15 protein-coding genes and 1 other RNA gene are annotated in these 16,668 nt (G+C 51.1%); 10 read left to right on the top strand and 6 right to left on the bottom strand.

Annotated features, from left to right (window positions below):
* Nucleotides 1–46 precede the first annotated feature (46 nt).
* The gene (locus tag ABVN44_RS04880; RefSeq protein ID WP_023231703.1) at nucleotides 47–982 is read left to right on the top strand and encodes an Rpn family recombination-promoting nuclease/putative transposase; all 936 of its coding nucleotides are present in this window, start codon (nucleotides 47–49) and stop codon (nucleotides 980–982) included.
* A gap of 41 nt (nucleotides 983–1,023) precedes the next feature.
* Here the strand turns inward: ABVN44_RS04880 and mscK are convergent, their stop codons facing one another.
* Nucleotides 1,024–4,386: a mechanosensitive channel MscK gene (gene mscK, locus ABVN44_RS04875; protein WP_023231704.1), complete on the bottom strand. Its 3,363-nt coding sequence runs from the start codon at nucleotides 4,384–4,386 to the stop codon at nucleotides 1,024–1,026.
* 118 nt (nucleotides 4,387–4,504) lie between these two features.
* A complete protein-coding gene (gene acrR / locus ABVN44_RS04870; protein WP_023231705.1) occupies nucleotides 4,505–5,158 on the bottom strand; it encodes a multidrug efflux transporter transcriptional repressor AcrR in 654 nt (217 codons plus the stop codon).
* Between the two features lie 141 nt (nucleotides 5,159–5,299).
* Here acrR and acrA point away from each other — a divergent pair, with 141 nt between their 5' ends.
* The 6 genes from acrA to ABVN44_RS04840 all read left to right on the top strand — a co-directional run bounded on the left by acrA (nucleotide 5,300) and on the right by ABVN44_RS04840 (nucleotide 12,099).
* On the top strand, nucleotides 5,300–6,493 hold the full coding sequence (acrA, locus tag ABVN44_RS04865; protein ID WP_023231706.1) for a multidrug efflux RND transporter periplasmic adaptor subunit AcrA: 1,194 nt from the start codon (nucleotides 5,300–5,302) through the stop codon (nucleotides 6,491–6,493).
* A gap of 22 nt (nucleotides 6,494–6,515) precedes the next feature.
* A complete protein-coding gene (gene acrB, locus ABVN44_RS04860) occupies nucleotides 6,516–9,665 on the top strand; it encodes an efflux RND transporter permease AcrB (RefSeq protein WP_001132508.1) in 3,150 nt (1,049 codons plus the stop codon).
* 495 nt (nucleotides 9,666–10,160) lie between these two features.
* The gene (tomB, locus tag ABVN44_RS04855; protein WP_023231707.1) at nucleotides 10,161–10,535 is read left to right on the top strand and encodes an Hha toxicity modulator TomB; all 375 of its coding nucleotides are present in this window, start codon (nucleotides 10,161–10,163) and stop codon (nucleotides 10,533–10,535) included.
* A 27-nt stretch (nucleotides 10,536–10,562) separates the two neighbouring features.
* Entirely contained in the window at nucleotides 10,563–10,781 is a 219-nt protein-coding gene (locus ABVN44_RS04850) for an HHA domain-containing protein (RefSeq protein ID WP_001280991.1), read from the top strand.
* 178 nt (nucleotides 10,782–10,959) lie between these two features.
* Nucleotides 10,960–11,511, top strand: coding sequence for a maltose O-acetyltransferase (gene maa, locus ABVN44_RS04845; RefSeq protein ID WP_001278793.1), 552 nt, complete (start codon nucleotides 10,960–10,962; stop codon nucleotides 11,509–11,511).
* A gap of 117 nt (nucleotides 11,512–11,628) precedes the next feature.
* Nucleotides 11,629–12,099 (top strand): YlaC family protein, encoded by a 471-nt coding sequence (locus ABVN44_RS04840; protein ID WP_000136183.1) that lies wholly within the window; start codon nucleotides 11,629–11,631, stop codon nucleotides 12,097–12,099.
* A 55-nt stretch (nucleotides 12,100–12,154) separates the two neighbouring features.
* Here the strand turns inward: ABVN44_RS04840 and ykgO are convergent, their stop codons facing one another.
* Together ykgO and ABVN44_RS04830 are read right to left on the bottom strand one after the other, a co-directional pair.
* The gene (ykgO, locus tag ABVN44_RS04835) at nucleotides 12,155–12,295 is read right to left on the bottom strand and encodes a type B 50S ribosomal protein L36 (protein ID WP_001197749.1); all 141 of its coding nucleotides are present in this window, start codon (nucleotides 12,293–12,295) and stop codon (nucleotides 12,155–12,157) included.
* 5 nt (nucleotides 12,296–12,300) lie between these two features.
* Nucleotides 12,301–12,561 (bottom strand): type B 50S ribosomal protein L31, encoded by a 261-nt coding sequence (locus tag ABVN44_RS04830; RefSeq protein ID WP_000801415.1) that lies wholly within the window; start codon nucleotides 12,559–12,561, stop codon nucleotides 12,301–12,303.
* Between the two features lie 224 nt (nucleotides 12,562–12,785).
* On the opposite strand from ABVN44_RS04830, the gene ABVN44_RS04825 reads away from it, so the two are divergent.
* On the top strand, nucleotides 12,786–14,336 hold the full coding sequence (locus ABVN44_RS04825; RefSeq protein ID WP_023231708.1) for an EAL domain-containing protein: 1,551 nt from the start codon (nucleotides 12,786–12,788) through the stop codon (nucleotides 14,334–14,336).
* A 49-nt stretch (nucleotides 14,337–14,385) separates the two neighbouring features.
* Here ABVN44_RS04825 and ffs read toward each other — a convergent pair.
* Nucleotides 14,386–14,482: signal recognition particle sRNA small type (ffs, locus tag ABVN44_RS04820), an RNA gene on the bottom strand.
* An 84-nt stretch (nucleotides 14,483–14,566) separates the two neighbouring features.
* Between ffs and ABVN44_RS04815 the strand changes: the two genes are divergently transcribed.
* Nucleotides 14,567–14,956, top strand: coding sequence for an MGMT family protein (locus ABVN44_RS04815; RefSeq protein WP_000961285.1), 390 nt, complete (start codon nucleotides 14,567–14,569; stop codon nucleotides 14,954–14,956).
* A gap of 32 nt (nucleotides 14,957–14,988) precedes the next feature.
* Here the strand turns inward: ABVN44_RS04815 and ABVN44_RS04810 are convergent, their stop codons facing one another.
* Entirely contained in the window at nucleotides 14,989–15,558 is a 570-nt protein-coding gene (locus ABVN44_RS04810; protein ID WP_000779802.1) for a YbaY family lipoprotein, read from the bottom strand.
* Nucleotides 15,559–15,772: 214 nt separating this feature from the next.
* Between ABVN44_RS04810 and tesB the strand changes: the two genes are divergently transcribed.
* Nucleotides 15,773–16,633, top strand: coding sequence for an acyl-CoA thioesterase II (gene tesB, locus ABVN44_RS04805; protein ID WP_000084176.1), 861 nt, complete (start codon nucleotides 15,773–15,775; stop codon nucleotides 16,631–16,633).
* The last annotated feature ends 35 nt before the right edge of the window (nucleotides 16,634–16,668 follow it).

Here is a 16,668-nt window from a genome sequence, read left to right as displayed (position 1 = left end):
GTCGCTGACAGAGTGGTCGCTACAGTCAGGCAACAAAGGACGGGGCATGGAACGTCTACCCACCACGCCGCACGATGCGGTATTCCGACAGATGCTGATGCAAAAAGAGGTCGCCCGCGACTTTCTGGCTCTCCACTTGCCAGAAGACTTTCTTGCAATCTGCGATCTGGATTCACTGAAGCTGGAGTCGGGGAGTTTTGTTGAAGACAATTTACGCAGCCGCTATTCAGATATTCTCTACTCTCTGCATACCCAACACGGCCCCGGGTATGTTTACGCGCTCATTGAACATCAGAGCAAATCAGACCGGCTGATGGCTTTTCGCCTGATGCGGTACGCCATTGCCGCCATGCAGCGTCATCTGGATGCCGGTCATGATACCTTGCCGCTGGTGGTACCAATCCTCTTTTATCACGGTCCGGAAAGCCCGTGGCCCTATAGCCTTAACTGGCATAATATGTTTGTGAAACCGGATATGGCGAAGGCCTTATACAGCTGCGAATTTGCGCTGGTCGACCTGACGATAATGCCGGATAATCAGCTTTTGCAGCATCGGCGGATAGCGATGTTAGAGCTCCTGCAAAAACATATTCGTCAACGCGATTTAAGCGAACTGCTCGACCCCCTTATCACGCTTTTAACGCAGGATCATTTGACGGACACACAGCTCAGTGTGCTGATCAACTATATGTTGAAAGCAGGAAACGCCGCAGAACCCGGGGCGCTGATTCGTCAACTGGCGCAGGGCGCGCCGCAGTATAAGGAACAACTGATGACAATAGCGGAATGGCTGGAAGAAAAAGGCCGAACGGAAGGGTTGCAAAAGGGTCTGCAAAAAGGCCTTGAGCAAGGGTTAGCACAAGGCCGAGAGGCCGAAGCGCGCGCTATTGCCCGCAAAATGCTTGCCAACGGGCTGGAACCCGGGCTCATCGCCAGCGTCACCGGCATTACGCCGGAAGAGCTTTCTACGCTTTCGCATTAGCGGCGCCGCGCGCACTCATAAAGCGCGCGGCCCACCGCCTTTTAGCTTGTCGTAGGCGCCAGATCGCCGCCGTTGAGATCGCGCTTCACTTCAGTGACTTCGTCGCCCTTCGCGTTATGCAGATGCACCTCAAGCTGGTTAAAGGCGATATTGATATCATTTTCACGGCACAGTCGATCGATCGCGCGGTTCAGTTCATCCACCGTATGGCTACGATCGCGCAATTCACGCACGTACAGACGCAGTTCATGATCCAGAGTGCTGGCGCCAAAGGTGGTGAAGAATACGGCAGGTTCCGGATCGTGCATCACCTTCGGATGCTCCATCGCCGCCTGTAGCAGGACTCTTTTCACTTTTTCCAGATCCGAGCCATAGGCCACGCCAAGCCGGATCACCAGACGAGTCGTGGTATCGGAGAGGGACCAGTTAATCAGCCGCTCCGTTACGAACGCTTTGTTCGGAATGATCACTTCTTTACGATCAAAATCGGTAATAGTGGTAGCGCGAATACGAATCTTACTGACCGTGCCGGAGTAGGTGCCGATCGTTACCGTATCGCCAATGCGTACCGGACGTTCGAAGAGGATGATTAAACCCGAGACAAAGTTACCGAAGATCTCCTGTAGTCCAAAACCGAGACCTACCGACAACGCCGCCGCCAGCCACTGGAGTTTATCCCACGAGACGCCGAGCGATCCGAATACTGTCATCGCGCCAACAGCGATAATGACGTAGTTAAGGATCGTGGTGATCGCATACGAAGCCCCCTGGCGCATATTCAGACGTGAAAGCACCAGCACTTCCAACAGGCCGGGTAAGTTGCGGATAAGCGCCCAGGCCACCATCGCGGCAATAATGGCGAATAGCAAGCTGCCCATCGTCACGCTTTTCACCACCGCAGCGCCAGCTTCGGAGCCGTTGTAGTGCCACAGAGTGATGCTATCAAGATAGCTGAATACGGTGATCAAATCGGACCAAATCGCCCAGAACATAACGCCGAACAGGGCAAGCATTAGCAGCATCGTGATACGTAATGTTTGCTGGTTAATCTGCTCCAGCGCGATGGTGGGTTCTTCCTGTGGCTCCGCGCCTTCCGCTCCCTCTTTTACCAGGTTCTGACGACGAGCCAGCGCGCGTCGCCAGGCAATCCGGCGTGCCGCTACGCTTAACCCGCGCAGTACCGTTTGATAAAGCAGGTTCCAGATAATGACCAGATAGACGGTTTCAATCCAGCGTCCCGCCAGGCGCAGGGTGGTATAGAAATAGCCGGTCGCCGTTAATACCATTAACGCCACCGGAATAATGGAAAGAATCGTCACGGTCACCAGTCGAATGCCGTGAGATTCTTTATCGCGCCAGCTTTCCCGGCACAGTGGCCACACCAGCAATGTTATGACCAGCAGATTGAGGAAAATAACCGCCTGCCCCAGCACGTCATCCATCAGATTCAGCGGCGACAACTCCGCCACCACAGACCAAAAGTGCAGCGGCAGCAATGCGAGGCTAATGCGTACAATCTGGCGACGCCAGTGGCTGGTCAACTGCGCTGGCATACCAAAATGGCGTATCGCCACGCCCTCTTTTTCCAGCACCTTCCAGCACAGCCCAAAGACCAGCCAGAACATCGCGAGCTTTTTACTAAAGGCCCAGAGCAGATCGCTGATATTTAGCTGCATGGTCAGCAGGATCAGTCCAAGCGCGAGGATAATCAGGCACACCGGCAGCGCGCGGATCAGATCGATCAGAATAGCTTTTGGCGTATTGAGCTGACTATCGTTACGCAACGATCCCACGGCGGCGGCCAGCTTCTGTTGATACGCTTTTAACCATTTCAGACGCCAGCGGATTAAGCCGGCGATGAGCAAGAGCGGCAACCCGGCCAAAAAAGCAATAAATACCGCGGGCCAGGCTTTTTGCCAGTTCACCGTGATTTTCATGGCGCTGAATTGCTCTTTTAACGTTTGGGGGAACGCTTTAAGCCAGTCCCAGTCCATAGGGCGGTTACTGTTCACCCAAAAAATCTGCTGCGTCAGAATGGCTTTCAGATTTTTCGAGACGCTCATCAACTGCTGCTGGTTAACTTGCAGGTTAATCGCCATCATCAGCTGGTTACCCAACTGTTTATTTAGCTGATCCAATAGCTCACGGCGCATCTCCACCACCTGAAGCAACGCATCATGAACTTCATCATTTACCTCGCTGGTATGCCCCTCCTCCAGCTTGTCGACAAAGGCATCGCTTTGGAATAAGGCATCACGCTGCTGGTTGATTTCAAACTGCTCCAGACGCAAATCCGCAATACGGTTGGTCATATCTTCGAGTTCGTCGGCGGAGGGCAGGGTTTGCTGCTGTTGATAAAGAATACGCGACAGCAACAGGCTGCCTTTTAAGACGGCAATCTGTTCTTTGATATTTCTTTCCGACTGCAGCGCGCGATCGAGCCAGTTTTTTACTTTAATGTTTTGCTGCATCAACATATTGCCGTTTTCGGTCGCGACAATCAGACGCTGGCTGAGTTGATGGTTAATATCCAGTTCCTGTTTTACCAGCGGGTTCGCCTGGATACGCGCCGTTTCGTCCGGCGAAATGGCCTCCTGGGCCGTTTTTTCCGTTAGCGTAAGTCGTTTACTGTTGACTGCCTCCTGTAAAAGTTGAAGCTGATGTTCAAGGCGATTACTGTTGGCCGTCACGTAATCCCGCTGTTTTTGCAGGGTGTCCTGCAAAACGGTATTCCCTTCAAGACTCTTACGTTGCTGGTCGATCTGCGCATTAAGCAGCGCCTGTTGTGCCTGTAATAACACCTGTTGGCTGGGGCGAAGCGCGGCTTCGCCGACGTTATTGCCGTCCAGACGGTTACGGATTTGCTGTATTTGCTGTGAGGCGGTATACATGGCGTTTTGCACGCGCTCAGGCTGGGTCTGTAGCGAAACAAGCTGGCTGTTATAAGCGGCAAGATCGTTTTGCGAATTTTGCAAATCATCCAGTACCTGCGCCACGCGCAGCTCAAGCTGACGTAGCGAAAGCGCACTCAGCGTTTTTCGCATTTCATCATCATTATCGACGTCGCTCAGCGCATTCAACGCAGCCGTCGCCTGACGCATTTTTTCAGGCGCCTGCGCCACCTTCTGCCGTAGCTGTACGGTCTCCTCTTTCACCCGCTCGATTTTATCCAGCGTAGCTAACGTATCAATAAGGTCTTGCTGGACGAGCTTATCCTGGGCGGAGAGATCTTTTTGCTTATTCAGCGTATCCAGCTGGTTTTGTACATCCGCTTTTGACGGCAGGTCGCCATTCGTTTGCCCCCGGGCAAATGCCAGAGACTGACAGGACAGCAGGATAATAAGGACGCTAATTGTAATAAAAACAAAATGCTGTGAACGTTTATAAAGCTGCAACATAGTCATGAGAATGAAGTGTCTGAACCGGCAAGCAGACCGGAAATAATTGAGTCGCAAGAATATCACGCCTGTAACAAACAGAATAGCGACACAGAAAATGTCCAGGAGTTTTCCTGGAATATTATCAGGGGGCGCCGTTGACCGTCGACGCGCGCAGCGTCGGACACAATTGATACATCTCCAGCAGGATCGTGACGTAGGCGCGAGCTTCTTTTTTTAAATCAAACGATTGCGGAGCAAATAACCAGTTTTCCATGAGCCCTGAAATAAAGCTGCGCATCAGTATCGCCGCACGACGGGTCAGCAGATTTTCAGGCAGCATTTTAGCATTAATACAATGTTTTAACGTTTGTTCAATCCGATCGTAACTTTCCAGACAAAGGCTACGTTGCGCCTGTTGAACCACAACCATTTCTCCGACAAACTCACATTTATGGAATATAATCTCCATCAATAAGCGGCGTCGTTCTTCTGTTACAGTAGCTTCAAGAATATGAACTAAAATTTCTCTTAATACAGATAGTGGATCGTCGGGGAATTTTGCCTGATACTCAATCTCAAGCTCACCAATATTGGATTCTGATAGCTCCCAGATCTCACTGAATAAATCCGACTTATTTTTGAAATGCCAATAGATTGCGCCGCGCGTCACGCCAGCAGCGTTCGCAATCTCCGCCAGCGAGGTTGCTGATACGCCTTGCTGCGAGAACAAACGCAGGGCCACATCCAGGATGTGTTGTCGTGTCTCCAGCGCTTGTTGTTTGGTTTTTCGTGCCATATGTCGGTGAATTTACAGGCGTTAGATTTACATACATTTATGGATGTATGTACCATAGCACGACGATAATATAAACGCAGCAATGGGTTTAAGGACCTTTGACCATTGACCAATTTGAAATCGGACACTCGAGGTTTACATATGAACAAAAACAGAGGGTTAACGCCTCTGGCGGTCGTTCTGATGCTCTCAGGCAGCTTAGCGCTAACAGGATGTGACGACAAACAGGACCAGCAAGGCGGCCAGCAGATGCCAGAAGTTGGGGTTGTCACACTAAAAACGGAACCACTGCAAATCACAACTGAACTTCCGGGTCGTACCGTTGCTTACCGTATCGCCGAAGTTCGCCCGCAGGTAAGCGGCATTATCCTGAAGCGTAATTTCGTTGAGGGAAGTGATATCGAAGCGGGAGTCTCTCTCTATCAGATTGATCCTGCGACCTACCAGGCGACTTACGACAGCGCTAAGGGCGATTTGGCAAAAGCGCAGGCCGCCGCGAATATCGCTGAACTGACGGTGAAGCGTTATCAAAAGCTGCTGGGTACGCAGTACATCAGTAAGCAGGAATACGATCAGGCGCTGGCTGACGCGCAACAAGCGACTGCCGCCGTTGTCGCAGCAAAAGCCGCCGTTGAAACCGCACGTATCAACCTGGCGTATACCAAAGTCACCTCACCGATTAGCGGTCGTATTGGTAAGTCGTCCGTAACGGAAGGCGCGCTGGTACAGAACGGTCAGGCGTCGGCGCTGGCGACAGTGCAGCAGCTGGACCCTATTTATGTCGATGTGACCCAGTCCAGCAATGACTTCTTGCGCCTGAAGCAGGAGCTGGCAAATGGTTCGCTGAAGCAGGAAAACGGCAAAGCGAAGGTCGATCTGGTGACCAGCGACGGTATCAAATTCCCGCAGTCCGGTACGCTTGAGTTCTCCGACGTGACCGTTGACCAAACCACCGGGTCTATTACTTTGCGCGCCATCTTCCCTAACCCGGATCACACCTTATTGCCAGGAATGTTCGTTCGCGCACGTCTGCAGGAAGGGACAAAACCGACGGCATTACTGGTTCCACAACAGGGCGTTACCCGTACTCCACGCGGCGATGCCACGGTGCTGGTGGTTGGCGCTGATAACAAAGTGGAAACCCGCCAAATCGTCGCAAGCCAGGCGATCGGCGATAAGTGGCTGGTGACTGACGGGTTGAAAGCGGGCGACCGCGTAGTCGTCAGCGGGCTGCAAAAAGTACGTCCTGGCGCACAGGTTAAAGTGCAGGAAATTACCGCGGATAACAAACAGCAAGCCGCAAGCGGTGATCAACCTGCTCAGCCCAAGTCTTAACTTAAACAGGAGCCGTTAAGACATGCCTAATTTCTTTATCGATCGCCCTATATTTGCGTGGGTGATCGCCATCATCATCATGTTGGCAGGGGGGCTCGCGATCCTCAAATTGCCGGTAGCGCAATATCCGACAATTGCGCCACCAGCAGTGACGATCTCCGCAACCTACCCTGGCGCTGATGCGAAAACGGTACAGGATACCGTCACGCAGGTTATCGAACAGAATATGAACGGTATCGATAACCTGATGTATATGTCCTCCAACAGTGACTCCACGGGGACCGTGCAGATCACGCTGACCTTTGAATCCGGCACTGATGCGGACATCGCGCAGGTTCAGGTTCAGAACAAGTTGCAACTGGCAATGCCGTTACTTCCCCAGGAAGTACAGCAACAGGGCGTGAGCGTTGAGAAGTCCTCAAGTAGCTTCCTGATGGTAGTGGGCGTCATTAACACCGACGGCACCATGACCCAGGAGGATATTTCGGATTACGTTGCCGCCAATATGAAAGATCCGATCAGCCGTACCTCTGGGGTGGGCGACGTTCAGCTGTTTGGTTCGCAGTATGCGATGCGTATCTGGATGAATCCGACAGAGCTGACCAAATACCAACTGACGCCGGTCGACGTGATTAACGCGATCAAAGCGCAGAACGCCCAGGTCGCGGCAGGTCAGCTCGGTGGTACGCCGCCGGTAAAAGGCCAGCAGCTTAACGCATCGATTATTGCCCAAACGCGTCTGACCTCAACGGATGAGTTTGGCAAAATCCTGCTGAAAGTGAATCAGGATGGCTCCCAGGTTCGTCTGCGGGATGTAGCGAAAATTGAGCTTGGCGGCGAGAACTACGACGTCATCGCGAAATTTAACGGTCAGCCAGCGTCAGGTCTTGGCATCAAACTGGCTACTGGCGCCAACGCGCTGGATACCGCTACCGCTATTCGCGCCGAACTGAAAAAAATGGAACCGTTCTTCCCGCCAGGGATGAAAATCGTCTACCCGTATGACACCACGCCGTTCGTGAAGATCTCTATTCATGAAGTGGTAAAAACGCTGGTCGAAGCGATTATCCTCGTGTTCCTGGTGATGTACCTGTTCCTGCAGAACTTCCGCGCGACGTTGATTCCGACTATTGCGGTTCCGGTGGTGTTGTTGGGAACCTTTGCCGTGCTTGCGGCATTCGGTTTCTCGATAAACACGCTGACGATGTTCGGGATGGTGCTCGCCATCGGCTTGCTGGTGGATGACGCCATCGTGGTGGTCGAGAACGTCGAACGTGTTATGACGGAAGAAGGCCTTCCGCCGAAGGAAGCGACGCGCAAATCCATGGGCCAGATTCAGGGCGCATTGGTGGGTATCGCGATGGTACTGTCGGCGGTATTTATTCCGATGGCCTTCTTTGGCGGCTCAACCGGGGCAATTTATCGTCAGTTCTCTATCACCATCGTATCGGCGATGGCGCTGTCGGTGCTGGTCGCGCTGATCCTGACGCCCGCGCTGTGCGCGACGATGCTCAAACCCGTCGCCAAAGGCGATCATGGCGAAGGGAAAAAAGGCTTTTTCGGCTGGTTTAACCGCCTGTTTGATAAGAGCACGCATCACTACACCGATAGCGTAGGCAATATTCTGCGCAGCACCGGGCGTTATCTGCTGCTCTATCTCATTATCGTCGTCGGTATGGCTTATCTGTTCGTTCGTCTGCCAAGCTCTTTCTTGCCGGATGAAGACCAGGGCGTATTCCTGACAATGGTCCAGCTCCCCGCCGGCGCGACGCAAGAGCGCACGCAAAAAGTGCTGGATGAGGTCACGGATTACTATCTGAACAAAGAGAAAGCCAACGTTGAATCGGTATTCGCCGTCAACGGCTTCGGTTTTGCAGGGCGCGGTCAGAATACCGGTATTGCATTCGTGTCGTTGAAAGACTGGGCCGATCGTCCAGGCGAAAAAAACAAGGTTGAAGCGATTACCCAGCGGGCAACCGCAGCGTTTTCACAAATTAAAGATGCGATGGTCTTCGCCTTTAACCTACCGGCGATTGTTGAACTGGGCACCGCAACCGGGTTTGACTTCGAGTTGATTGACCAGGCGGGACTTGGTCATGAAAAACTCACCCAGGCACGTAATCAGTTGTTCGGCGAGGTGGCGAAATATCCTGATCTGCTGGTCGGCGTTCGACCTAACGGTCTGGAAGATACGCCGCAGTTTAAAATCGATATCGACCAGGAAAAAGCTCAGGCGCTGGGCGTGTCTATTAGCGACATTAATACCACGCTGGGCGCAGCATGGGGCGGCAGCTATGTAAACGACTTTATCGATCGCGGTCGTGTGAAGAAAGTTTACGTGATGTCCGAAGCGAAATACCGCATGTTGCCGGATGATATTAACGACTGGTACGTTCGTGGTAGCGATGGTCAGATGGTGCCATTCTCCGCATTCTCCTCTTCCCGCTGGGAATATGGTTCGCCGCGTCTGGAACGCTATAACGGTCTGCCTTCGATGGAAATTCTGGGTCAGGCGGCGCCAGGCAAGAGTACCGGTGAAGCGATGGCGATGATGGAAGAACTGGCCAGCAAGCTGCCGTCAGGCATTGGATATGACTGGACCGGGATGTCCTACCAGGAGCGGTTGTCCGGCAACCAGGCCCCTGCCCTGTATGCTATCTCGCTGATCGTCGTCTTCCTGTGTCTGGCGGCATTGTATGAGAGCTGGTCTATCCCGTTCTCCGTAATGCTGGTTGTTCCGCTTGGGGTTATCGGCGCGCTGCTGGCTGCCACCTTCCGCGGACTGACTAACGACGTTTACTTCCAGGTGGGCCTGCTCACAACCATTGGGTTGTCGGCGAAGAACGCGATACTTATCGTCGAATTCGCCAAAGACTTAATGGATAAAGAAGGGAAAGGTCTGGTAGAAGCGACGCTGGAGGCCGTCCGGATGCGTTTGCGCCCGATTCTGATGACCTCGTTAGCGTTCATGCTGGGGGTTATGCCGCTGGTTATCAGTTCCGGCGCGGGTTCCGGCGCGCAGAATGCGGTAGGTACTGGCGTACTGGGCGGGATGGTAACGGCAACCGTACTGGCTATTTTCTTCGTACCGGTCTTCTTCGTGGTGGTACGCCGCCGCTTTAGCCGTAAAAGCGAAGATATTGAGCATAGTCATTCGACAGAACATCGCTGATTTGCTCACTGTTGATAAGGCCGCGCAAGCGGCCTTTTTTACGCAAAAATCATAAAATACGCTTATTGTTAGATTGATTATTTTTTGCCATATTAATAAAAGGTATAATCCTTACTGCGTTAAAGGCTTTTCTTAGGAAAGTTGGCCATTTCTTAATTCAGCCATTAATTAAGAAATATTAAGAATATTCCTGGCTATTTTCTCCTGTCAGAGTCTATTGTTTTAGCCTGAAAAGCTAAAAAACGTTAACCCAATGATTACACAAACAATAAAACTGGTTCCTTTTTAGGCGACCGACGATCACTGTTAAAATTCGAAAAAGTATGGCAACACGCGGCTTTCACGCAATTGTAATTTTTCGTAATATGACGATGAAAAGTTTTTTAGAGTAGATTATAGTTAAATCATAAGGTGACGTGGGAAGTACCAGGTTAGTTAGTTGTATCCATCCCGAAGGTGTTCGGTTAGTTTAAGCCACTAAAAAGGGGATGCATTATGGACGAATACTCACCCAAAAGACATGATATAGCACAGCTTAAATTTCTTTGCGAAACCCTGTATCATGACTGTCTTGCAAACCTTGAAGAAAGCAACCATGGCTGGGTTAATGACCCGACCTCAGCAGTCAACCTGCAGCTCAATGAGCTGATAGAGCATATTGCAACTTTCGCGCTTAATTATAAAATTAAGTACAATGAAGACAATAAATTGGTTGCGCAGATAGATGAATACCTGGACGACACCTTTATGTTGTTCAGCAGCTATGGTATTAATACGCAGGATTTGCAAAAATGGCGTAAATCGGGCAACCGCCTGTTCCGTTGTTTCGTCAACGCCACCAGGGCTAATCCTGTTAGTTTGTCTTGTTAAAAATTATTACAATCATAGGTAGAATTTATGTCTGATAAACCATTAACTAAAACTGATTATTTGATGCGTTTACGGCGCTGTCAGACAATTGACACTCTGGAGCGCGTCATTGAGAAAAATAAATATGAATTGTCCGACAATGAACTGGCTGTATTTTACTCAGCTGCGGATCACCGTCTTGCAGAATTGACGATGAACAAACTCTACGACAAGATCCCCTCTTCAGTATGGAAATTCATTCGTTAATCACGCTACATTACTTTTTAGAGAACACGCAGGTGTTATCTGCCTCCTCGTTCTGGCTAATAACACAACGGGCTATTATAGAACAGTGATATAGATCACATACCAATAGCAGGGAACGTTCCCTCTAATACTTTATTATTGCTTCTATTGCGATAATATCCACCAAGGGGAGCGCGCGATGAGTGACGAAAAACAAAAAATGATCGCTGGGGCACTGTATTGCCCGACCGATGAAACTTTATGCCAGGATCGACTGCGGGCGCGTCAACTCATCCATCAATACAATTATACTACGCCTGATGAAATAAATAAGCGTCAGGCGATTTTACGCGACCTGTTGGGTCGATGCGAAGACGCCTATATTGAACCTTCCTTCCGTTGCGACTACGGCTATAATATTTTTCTTGGTCACTCCTTTTACGCTAACTTCGACTGCGTCATGCTTGATGTTTGCCCAATTCATATTGGCGATAATTGTATGCTCGCGCCAGGGGTACATATCTATACCGCCACGCACCCGCTGGACGCCGTCGAACGCAACAGCGGCAGAGAATTAGGTAAACCCGTCACTATCGGAAATAACGTCTGGATAGGCGGACGAGCCGTCGTTAATCCTGGCGTAACCATCGGCGATAACGTCGTCGTCGCTTCAGGCGCTGTGGTGACAAAAAACGTACCGCCAGACGTCGTGGTAGGTGGAAACCCGGCGCGAATCATTAAAAAATTGTAGTTAAAATGATAACTGTTATGCTAATTCGTGGTTAATCTGTTACTTTTTTCACGTTACACCTCCCTTTAAAATGGGCTGTTACTACCCCCTATGTCGCAGAAATCATGAAGGCAAAAGATGACAGAAATACAGCGCCTGCTTAGCGAAACTATTGATGACTTAAACGTCCGTGAAAAACGCGATAACAGGCCGCGTTTTAGTATCAGTTTTATCCGCAAGCATCCTGGGTTATTTATCGCGATGTATGCAGCCTGGTTTGCGACGCTGGCGGTCATGCTGCAATCAGAAACGCTGGTGGGGTCAGTGTGGCTGTTAGTGGTGTTATTTATCGCATTTAATGGCTTCTTCTTTTTCGACATCGCCCCGCGTTATCACTATAACGACATCGATGTGCTGGACCTCCGGGTCTGTTACAACGGCGAATGGTACAACACCCGCTTTGTTCCCCCCACGCTCATTGAGACGATTCTTCAGTCTCCACAGGTGGATAATGAACATAAAGTCCAGCTGCAAAAAATGGTTGCCCGTAAGGGCGAACTTTCCTTCTACGATATTTTTACGCTGGCCCGCGCAGAAGCCAGCCGGTAATAAAAAAGTGCGCACCCTCCCTGGTACGCACTGCTTTCCCTGAACTGTTGGTTTTTTAACGTCTTTTTTTACGCCCCTGAACCGCCTTAAAACGCGGATTTGTTTTACAAATCACGTATAAGCGTCCTTTGCGTTTGACTATCTGGCAATCCGGATGCCGTTGTTTTGCATTGCGAAGTGAGTTTAACACCTGCATTTCATTTACCCCCGTTTAGCGCCGATAAAATGACCAAAACGTTTCTGGAAGCGTGCGGCGCTACTTTCGCTATCAAACGTTTTCTGTCTACCGGTATAAAAAGGATGCGATTTTGATGACACATCAATAGTGACATACGGATATGTCACGCCGTCCAGTTCGATTTCACGTTCAGTTTTGATAGTTGATCCCACTTTCACATATTCATTTGCGCTGGTGTCGTGAAATACGACGGTGCGGTATACAGGATGAATATCAGGTTTCATTGCGCTCTCTCAATTACGTTATAACATAACAATAAAATACGCTATCAACGCTCCTTTTTCAACCGGTAAACATTCACGATCTCTTCCTGGCGGCAAAAGCAACGTGGCGTAACGCGTTAGTCTGGCCCCTGTATCTGTAAAATCGATAAAATAGCTTTATCATTCAAGGGCGCGATTTACGATCGGATATACTTTCTCTACGCTGTGTTTATAAGGACATCACTGTGACAACACGACATCTGGTCAGCCTGGTAACGGGAGTGCTTATCCTGTCTGTCCTTTTCCCGATAGGATTGAGCCTGTGGCTGGCGCACCGTCAAGTTGAAAAAAGGTTTAACGAAGAGCTGGATATCTTCTCGTCCCGGGTGGCGCTACGTACAGAAAGGGTCAGTGACCAGGCAAAAGCCGCGTTAACGCATATTGCCTCCTTTAAAGGCGAGCCCTGCAGCAGCGCCCATTTACTCGCCATGCGCCGCGTGTCTTATAGCTTTCGGTATGTCCAGGAAGTTCTGTATCTTAAAAATTCGATTCCCGTTTGCTCCTCACTTGAAAAAGAGAGCCATATTCCCGCTTTCCCTCCGCCCATGAAAATCACTCGCGACGGTTATCGCGCCTGGTTTACGGCGCAAAACGATCTGGGTATAAAACGCTATATGGCGGCGCTCGGGAGCGACAGCTATATCGTGATGATCGACCCGGCATCCTTTATCGATGTGATTCCGTTTGGCGCATGGCCGATTGACGTCGCCATTATTGGCCGGGAACGCAATACTGTGGTTGCCAGCAGCGGTAACCTTGACCCCGCTATTCTTCCGCTCATTCACCATGAGACGCCCCTGCGGCTGGAAAACCGAGGCATTCAGTATGCTATCCACCCCTTTCCGGAAATGGGCATAACTATCGTAAGCTGGGCACCGACCGCTCCGCTGGAAAGGAGCTGGTATCGACAAGCGTTTATCTGGCTACCGGCGGGCATCGTAACGGGTCTGCTGGCCGCGGCCTTTATTCTGCGTATTTTGCGTCGGCTACAGTCGCCCCGCCACCGCCTCCAGGATGCGATAGACAATCGCGAAATTAACGTACACTATCAGCCTATTGTCTCCCTGAGCAGCGGAAAAATTGTCGGTGCCGAAGCCTTAGCTCGCTGGCAACAGGCGGACGGCACCTTCCTTTCGCCGGAAATTTTCATCGCGCTGGCTGAACAAACCGGGCTCACGGAGCCGCTAACCCGGCTAATCATCGAAACCGTTTTTGAAGACATGGGGAGTTGGTTAAAGTCCCATCCCGAACAACATATTTCAATCAATCTTGAGGCATCCGATCTGGCGTCGGAAACGTTGCCGACGCTGTTAAGCATGCTGCTGAACCGTAGCCAAATTTCTCCGTCGCAAATCGCGCTTGAGTTAACGGAACGCGAGTTCGCCGATCCGAAAACCAGCGCGCCCATTGTCGCCAGATACCGTAACGCGGGACATTCCATTTATATTGATGACTTTGGCACCGGCTATTCCAGCCTCAGCTACTTACAAAATCTGGATGTGGATGTCCTTAAAATTGATAAATCTTTTGTCGATGCGCTGGAATATAAAAACGTCACGCCGCATATTATTGAAATGGCGAAAACGCTCAAACTTAAGATGGTCGCAGAAGGCATCGAAACGACCAGGCAAGAACAGTGGCTACGCCAGCATGGCGTACATTATGGTCAGGGCTGGTTATACAGTAAGCCCCTACCCGCTACGGCATTTATTCTTTGGGCGGAACAGCGGCTATAACGTCGCACAGCAGAAAAGAACAGTGTGGAGAGGCACAAATGGGTGGGGGCCCTGCCAGCTACATCCCGGCACACACGTCATCTGCCTTGGCTGCTTCCTTCCGGACCTGACCTGGTAAACAGAGTAGCGTTGCGGGAGAACCAACAGAGCCCCCATTGAGAGCGTTGTGAACCAACGCGCAGGCGCATTATCACTGCTATATCGTGCAATTGCAACCCATCAGGCATCGGATGCTGGTTTCTTGCGCATCCGGGCTTTCCTCCCCCCTTATTCCAGATTATCCTGAAGCATTAACGCAGGATTCTATTATGGATATTCAGGACACTTTTCCTCAACGCGTCTGGCAAATCGTCGCCTCGATCCCGGAAGGATTTGTCACGACCTACGGTGATGTCGCCCGGCTTGCCGGTTCCCCTCGGGCGGCGCGTCAGGTCGGCGGAGTTTTAAAACGTCTGCCGGAAGGCAGCACTTTACCATGGCATCGGGTGGTGAACCGCCACGGCGCAATATCACTTACCGGGCCGGATCTACAGCGGCAACGTCAGGCATTACTGGCGGAAGGCGTGGTGGTGTCGGGAAGCGGACAAATCGATTTACAACGCTATCGCTGGGTGTATTAACCCTCTCCGTAACGGAGAGGGTTGGCGCAGGATTAATACTGGGTAGGCGCAGGAACGGCAGAAGACGGATTGACCTGGGTCGGCGAAGTCGATGGAACCGTCGTCGTCGCACCACCGCTGGCCTGCACAGGCACCGCCGTTTGCTGTACCGGTACCAGCGTCAGATCCGCTTTAGTGCCGCCATTGTTAATCACCGGTTTCACGCTATCGGTAATAAATACCAGCTTATTGTCAACGGTGATGGCCGCGCTCAGGAGAATACGCGCGTTAGGTTGAATATCTGATGGGTTAAACGGCAACACAAAACTGAAAGGCGCCTGTTTACCTTCGGTACGTACCGCTTTTTGCGACAGCACCTTAGACGGCGCATCAGCCAGCGAAGCATCTGAAAGCGTCACGGTCAGCACCGCATCTGGCGGCAGAGCGACCTTCTGGCGGATCCAGACGGTACCGGAAACATTGGGTTGCTGAATAGTAGACTGGTTAGCTGTAATCGACATGTTAGGGTTTGGCGCAGGCGTCTGGATATCAGCGCTTTTATCAGCGCAGGCCGCCAGAGATATCGCAACCGCTAAACCACTTACGATGTGCACGAGTTTCATTCAATTCTCCTTATCATCAATGCACCAGCAGGCCTTTCCCCCCGCCGGAAGAGTGGTTAACAGAAACATAACGTGATTAAGTGTGGCACATGTCACTCATTTTTGCCTGGAATTGGTCTGTTATTCAGACTTTTGTACCCATCGGACCACTTGCAAAATTGCGTTATACTCTGCCCTACCTCGCTTCGGCATCGTTGTCACCTGGAGAGTATGTATGAGTCAGACACTGAATAATTTGCTGACATTATTGAATCTGGAAAAAATTGAAGAAGGACTCTTTCGGGGCCAAAGTGAAGACTTAGGGCTGCGCCAGGTATTTGGCGGTCAGGTGGTGGGCCAGGCACTCTATGCCGCCAAAGAAACGGTGCCGGAAGCACGACTGGTGCATTCATTCCACAGTTATTTTCTGCGGCCGGGCGATAGCCAAAAACCCATTATCTATGACGTAGAAGTGCTGCGCGATGGGAACAGCTTCAGCGCCCGCCGCGTTGCCGCAATTCAGAACGGGAAACCCATCTTTTACATGACCGCCTCATTCCAGGCGCCGGAACCGGGTTTTGAACATCAAAAAACCATGCCGACAGCAGTCGGGCCGGAAGGACTACCGTCAGAAACGGAAATCGCGCAATCGCTGGCGCATTTACTGCCGCCGATTCTGAAAGAAAAGTTTCTCTGCGATCGCCCGCTGGAAATTCGTCCCGTCGAATTTCACAATCCGTTGAAAGGTCACGTCGCCGCGCCTGTGCGTCAGGTATGGATTCGCGCCAACGGCACCGTTCCGGATGACATTCGCGTCCATCAATATTTACTGGGATATGCCTCTGACCTGAATTTCCTTCCCGTCGCGCTTCAGCCTCACGGCATCGGTTTTCTGGAAAAGGGCATTCAGATCGCCACTATCGATCACTCTATGTGGTTCCATCGCCCGTTCAATTTTAATGAATGGCTACTTTATAGCGTAGAGAGCACTTCCGCCTCCAGCGCCCGGGGCTTTGTTCGCGGCGAGTTTTATACTCAGGATGGCGCGCTGGTCGCTTCAACCGTGCAGGAAGGGGTAATGCGTAATCACAATTAAAAAACATGCCGCTATGCGGCGTTAATGGCCTGATG

It is taken from the genome of Salmonella sp. SJTUF15570 (assembly GCF_043357055.1).
Lineage (GTDB): Bacteria > Pseudomonadota > Gammaproteobacteria > Enterobacterales > Enterobacteriaceae > Salmonella > Salmonella enterica.
Note: the sequence above shows the minus strand (reverse complement) of the source record. Positions and strands in the feature narration are given on the sequence as shown.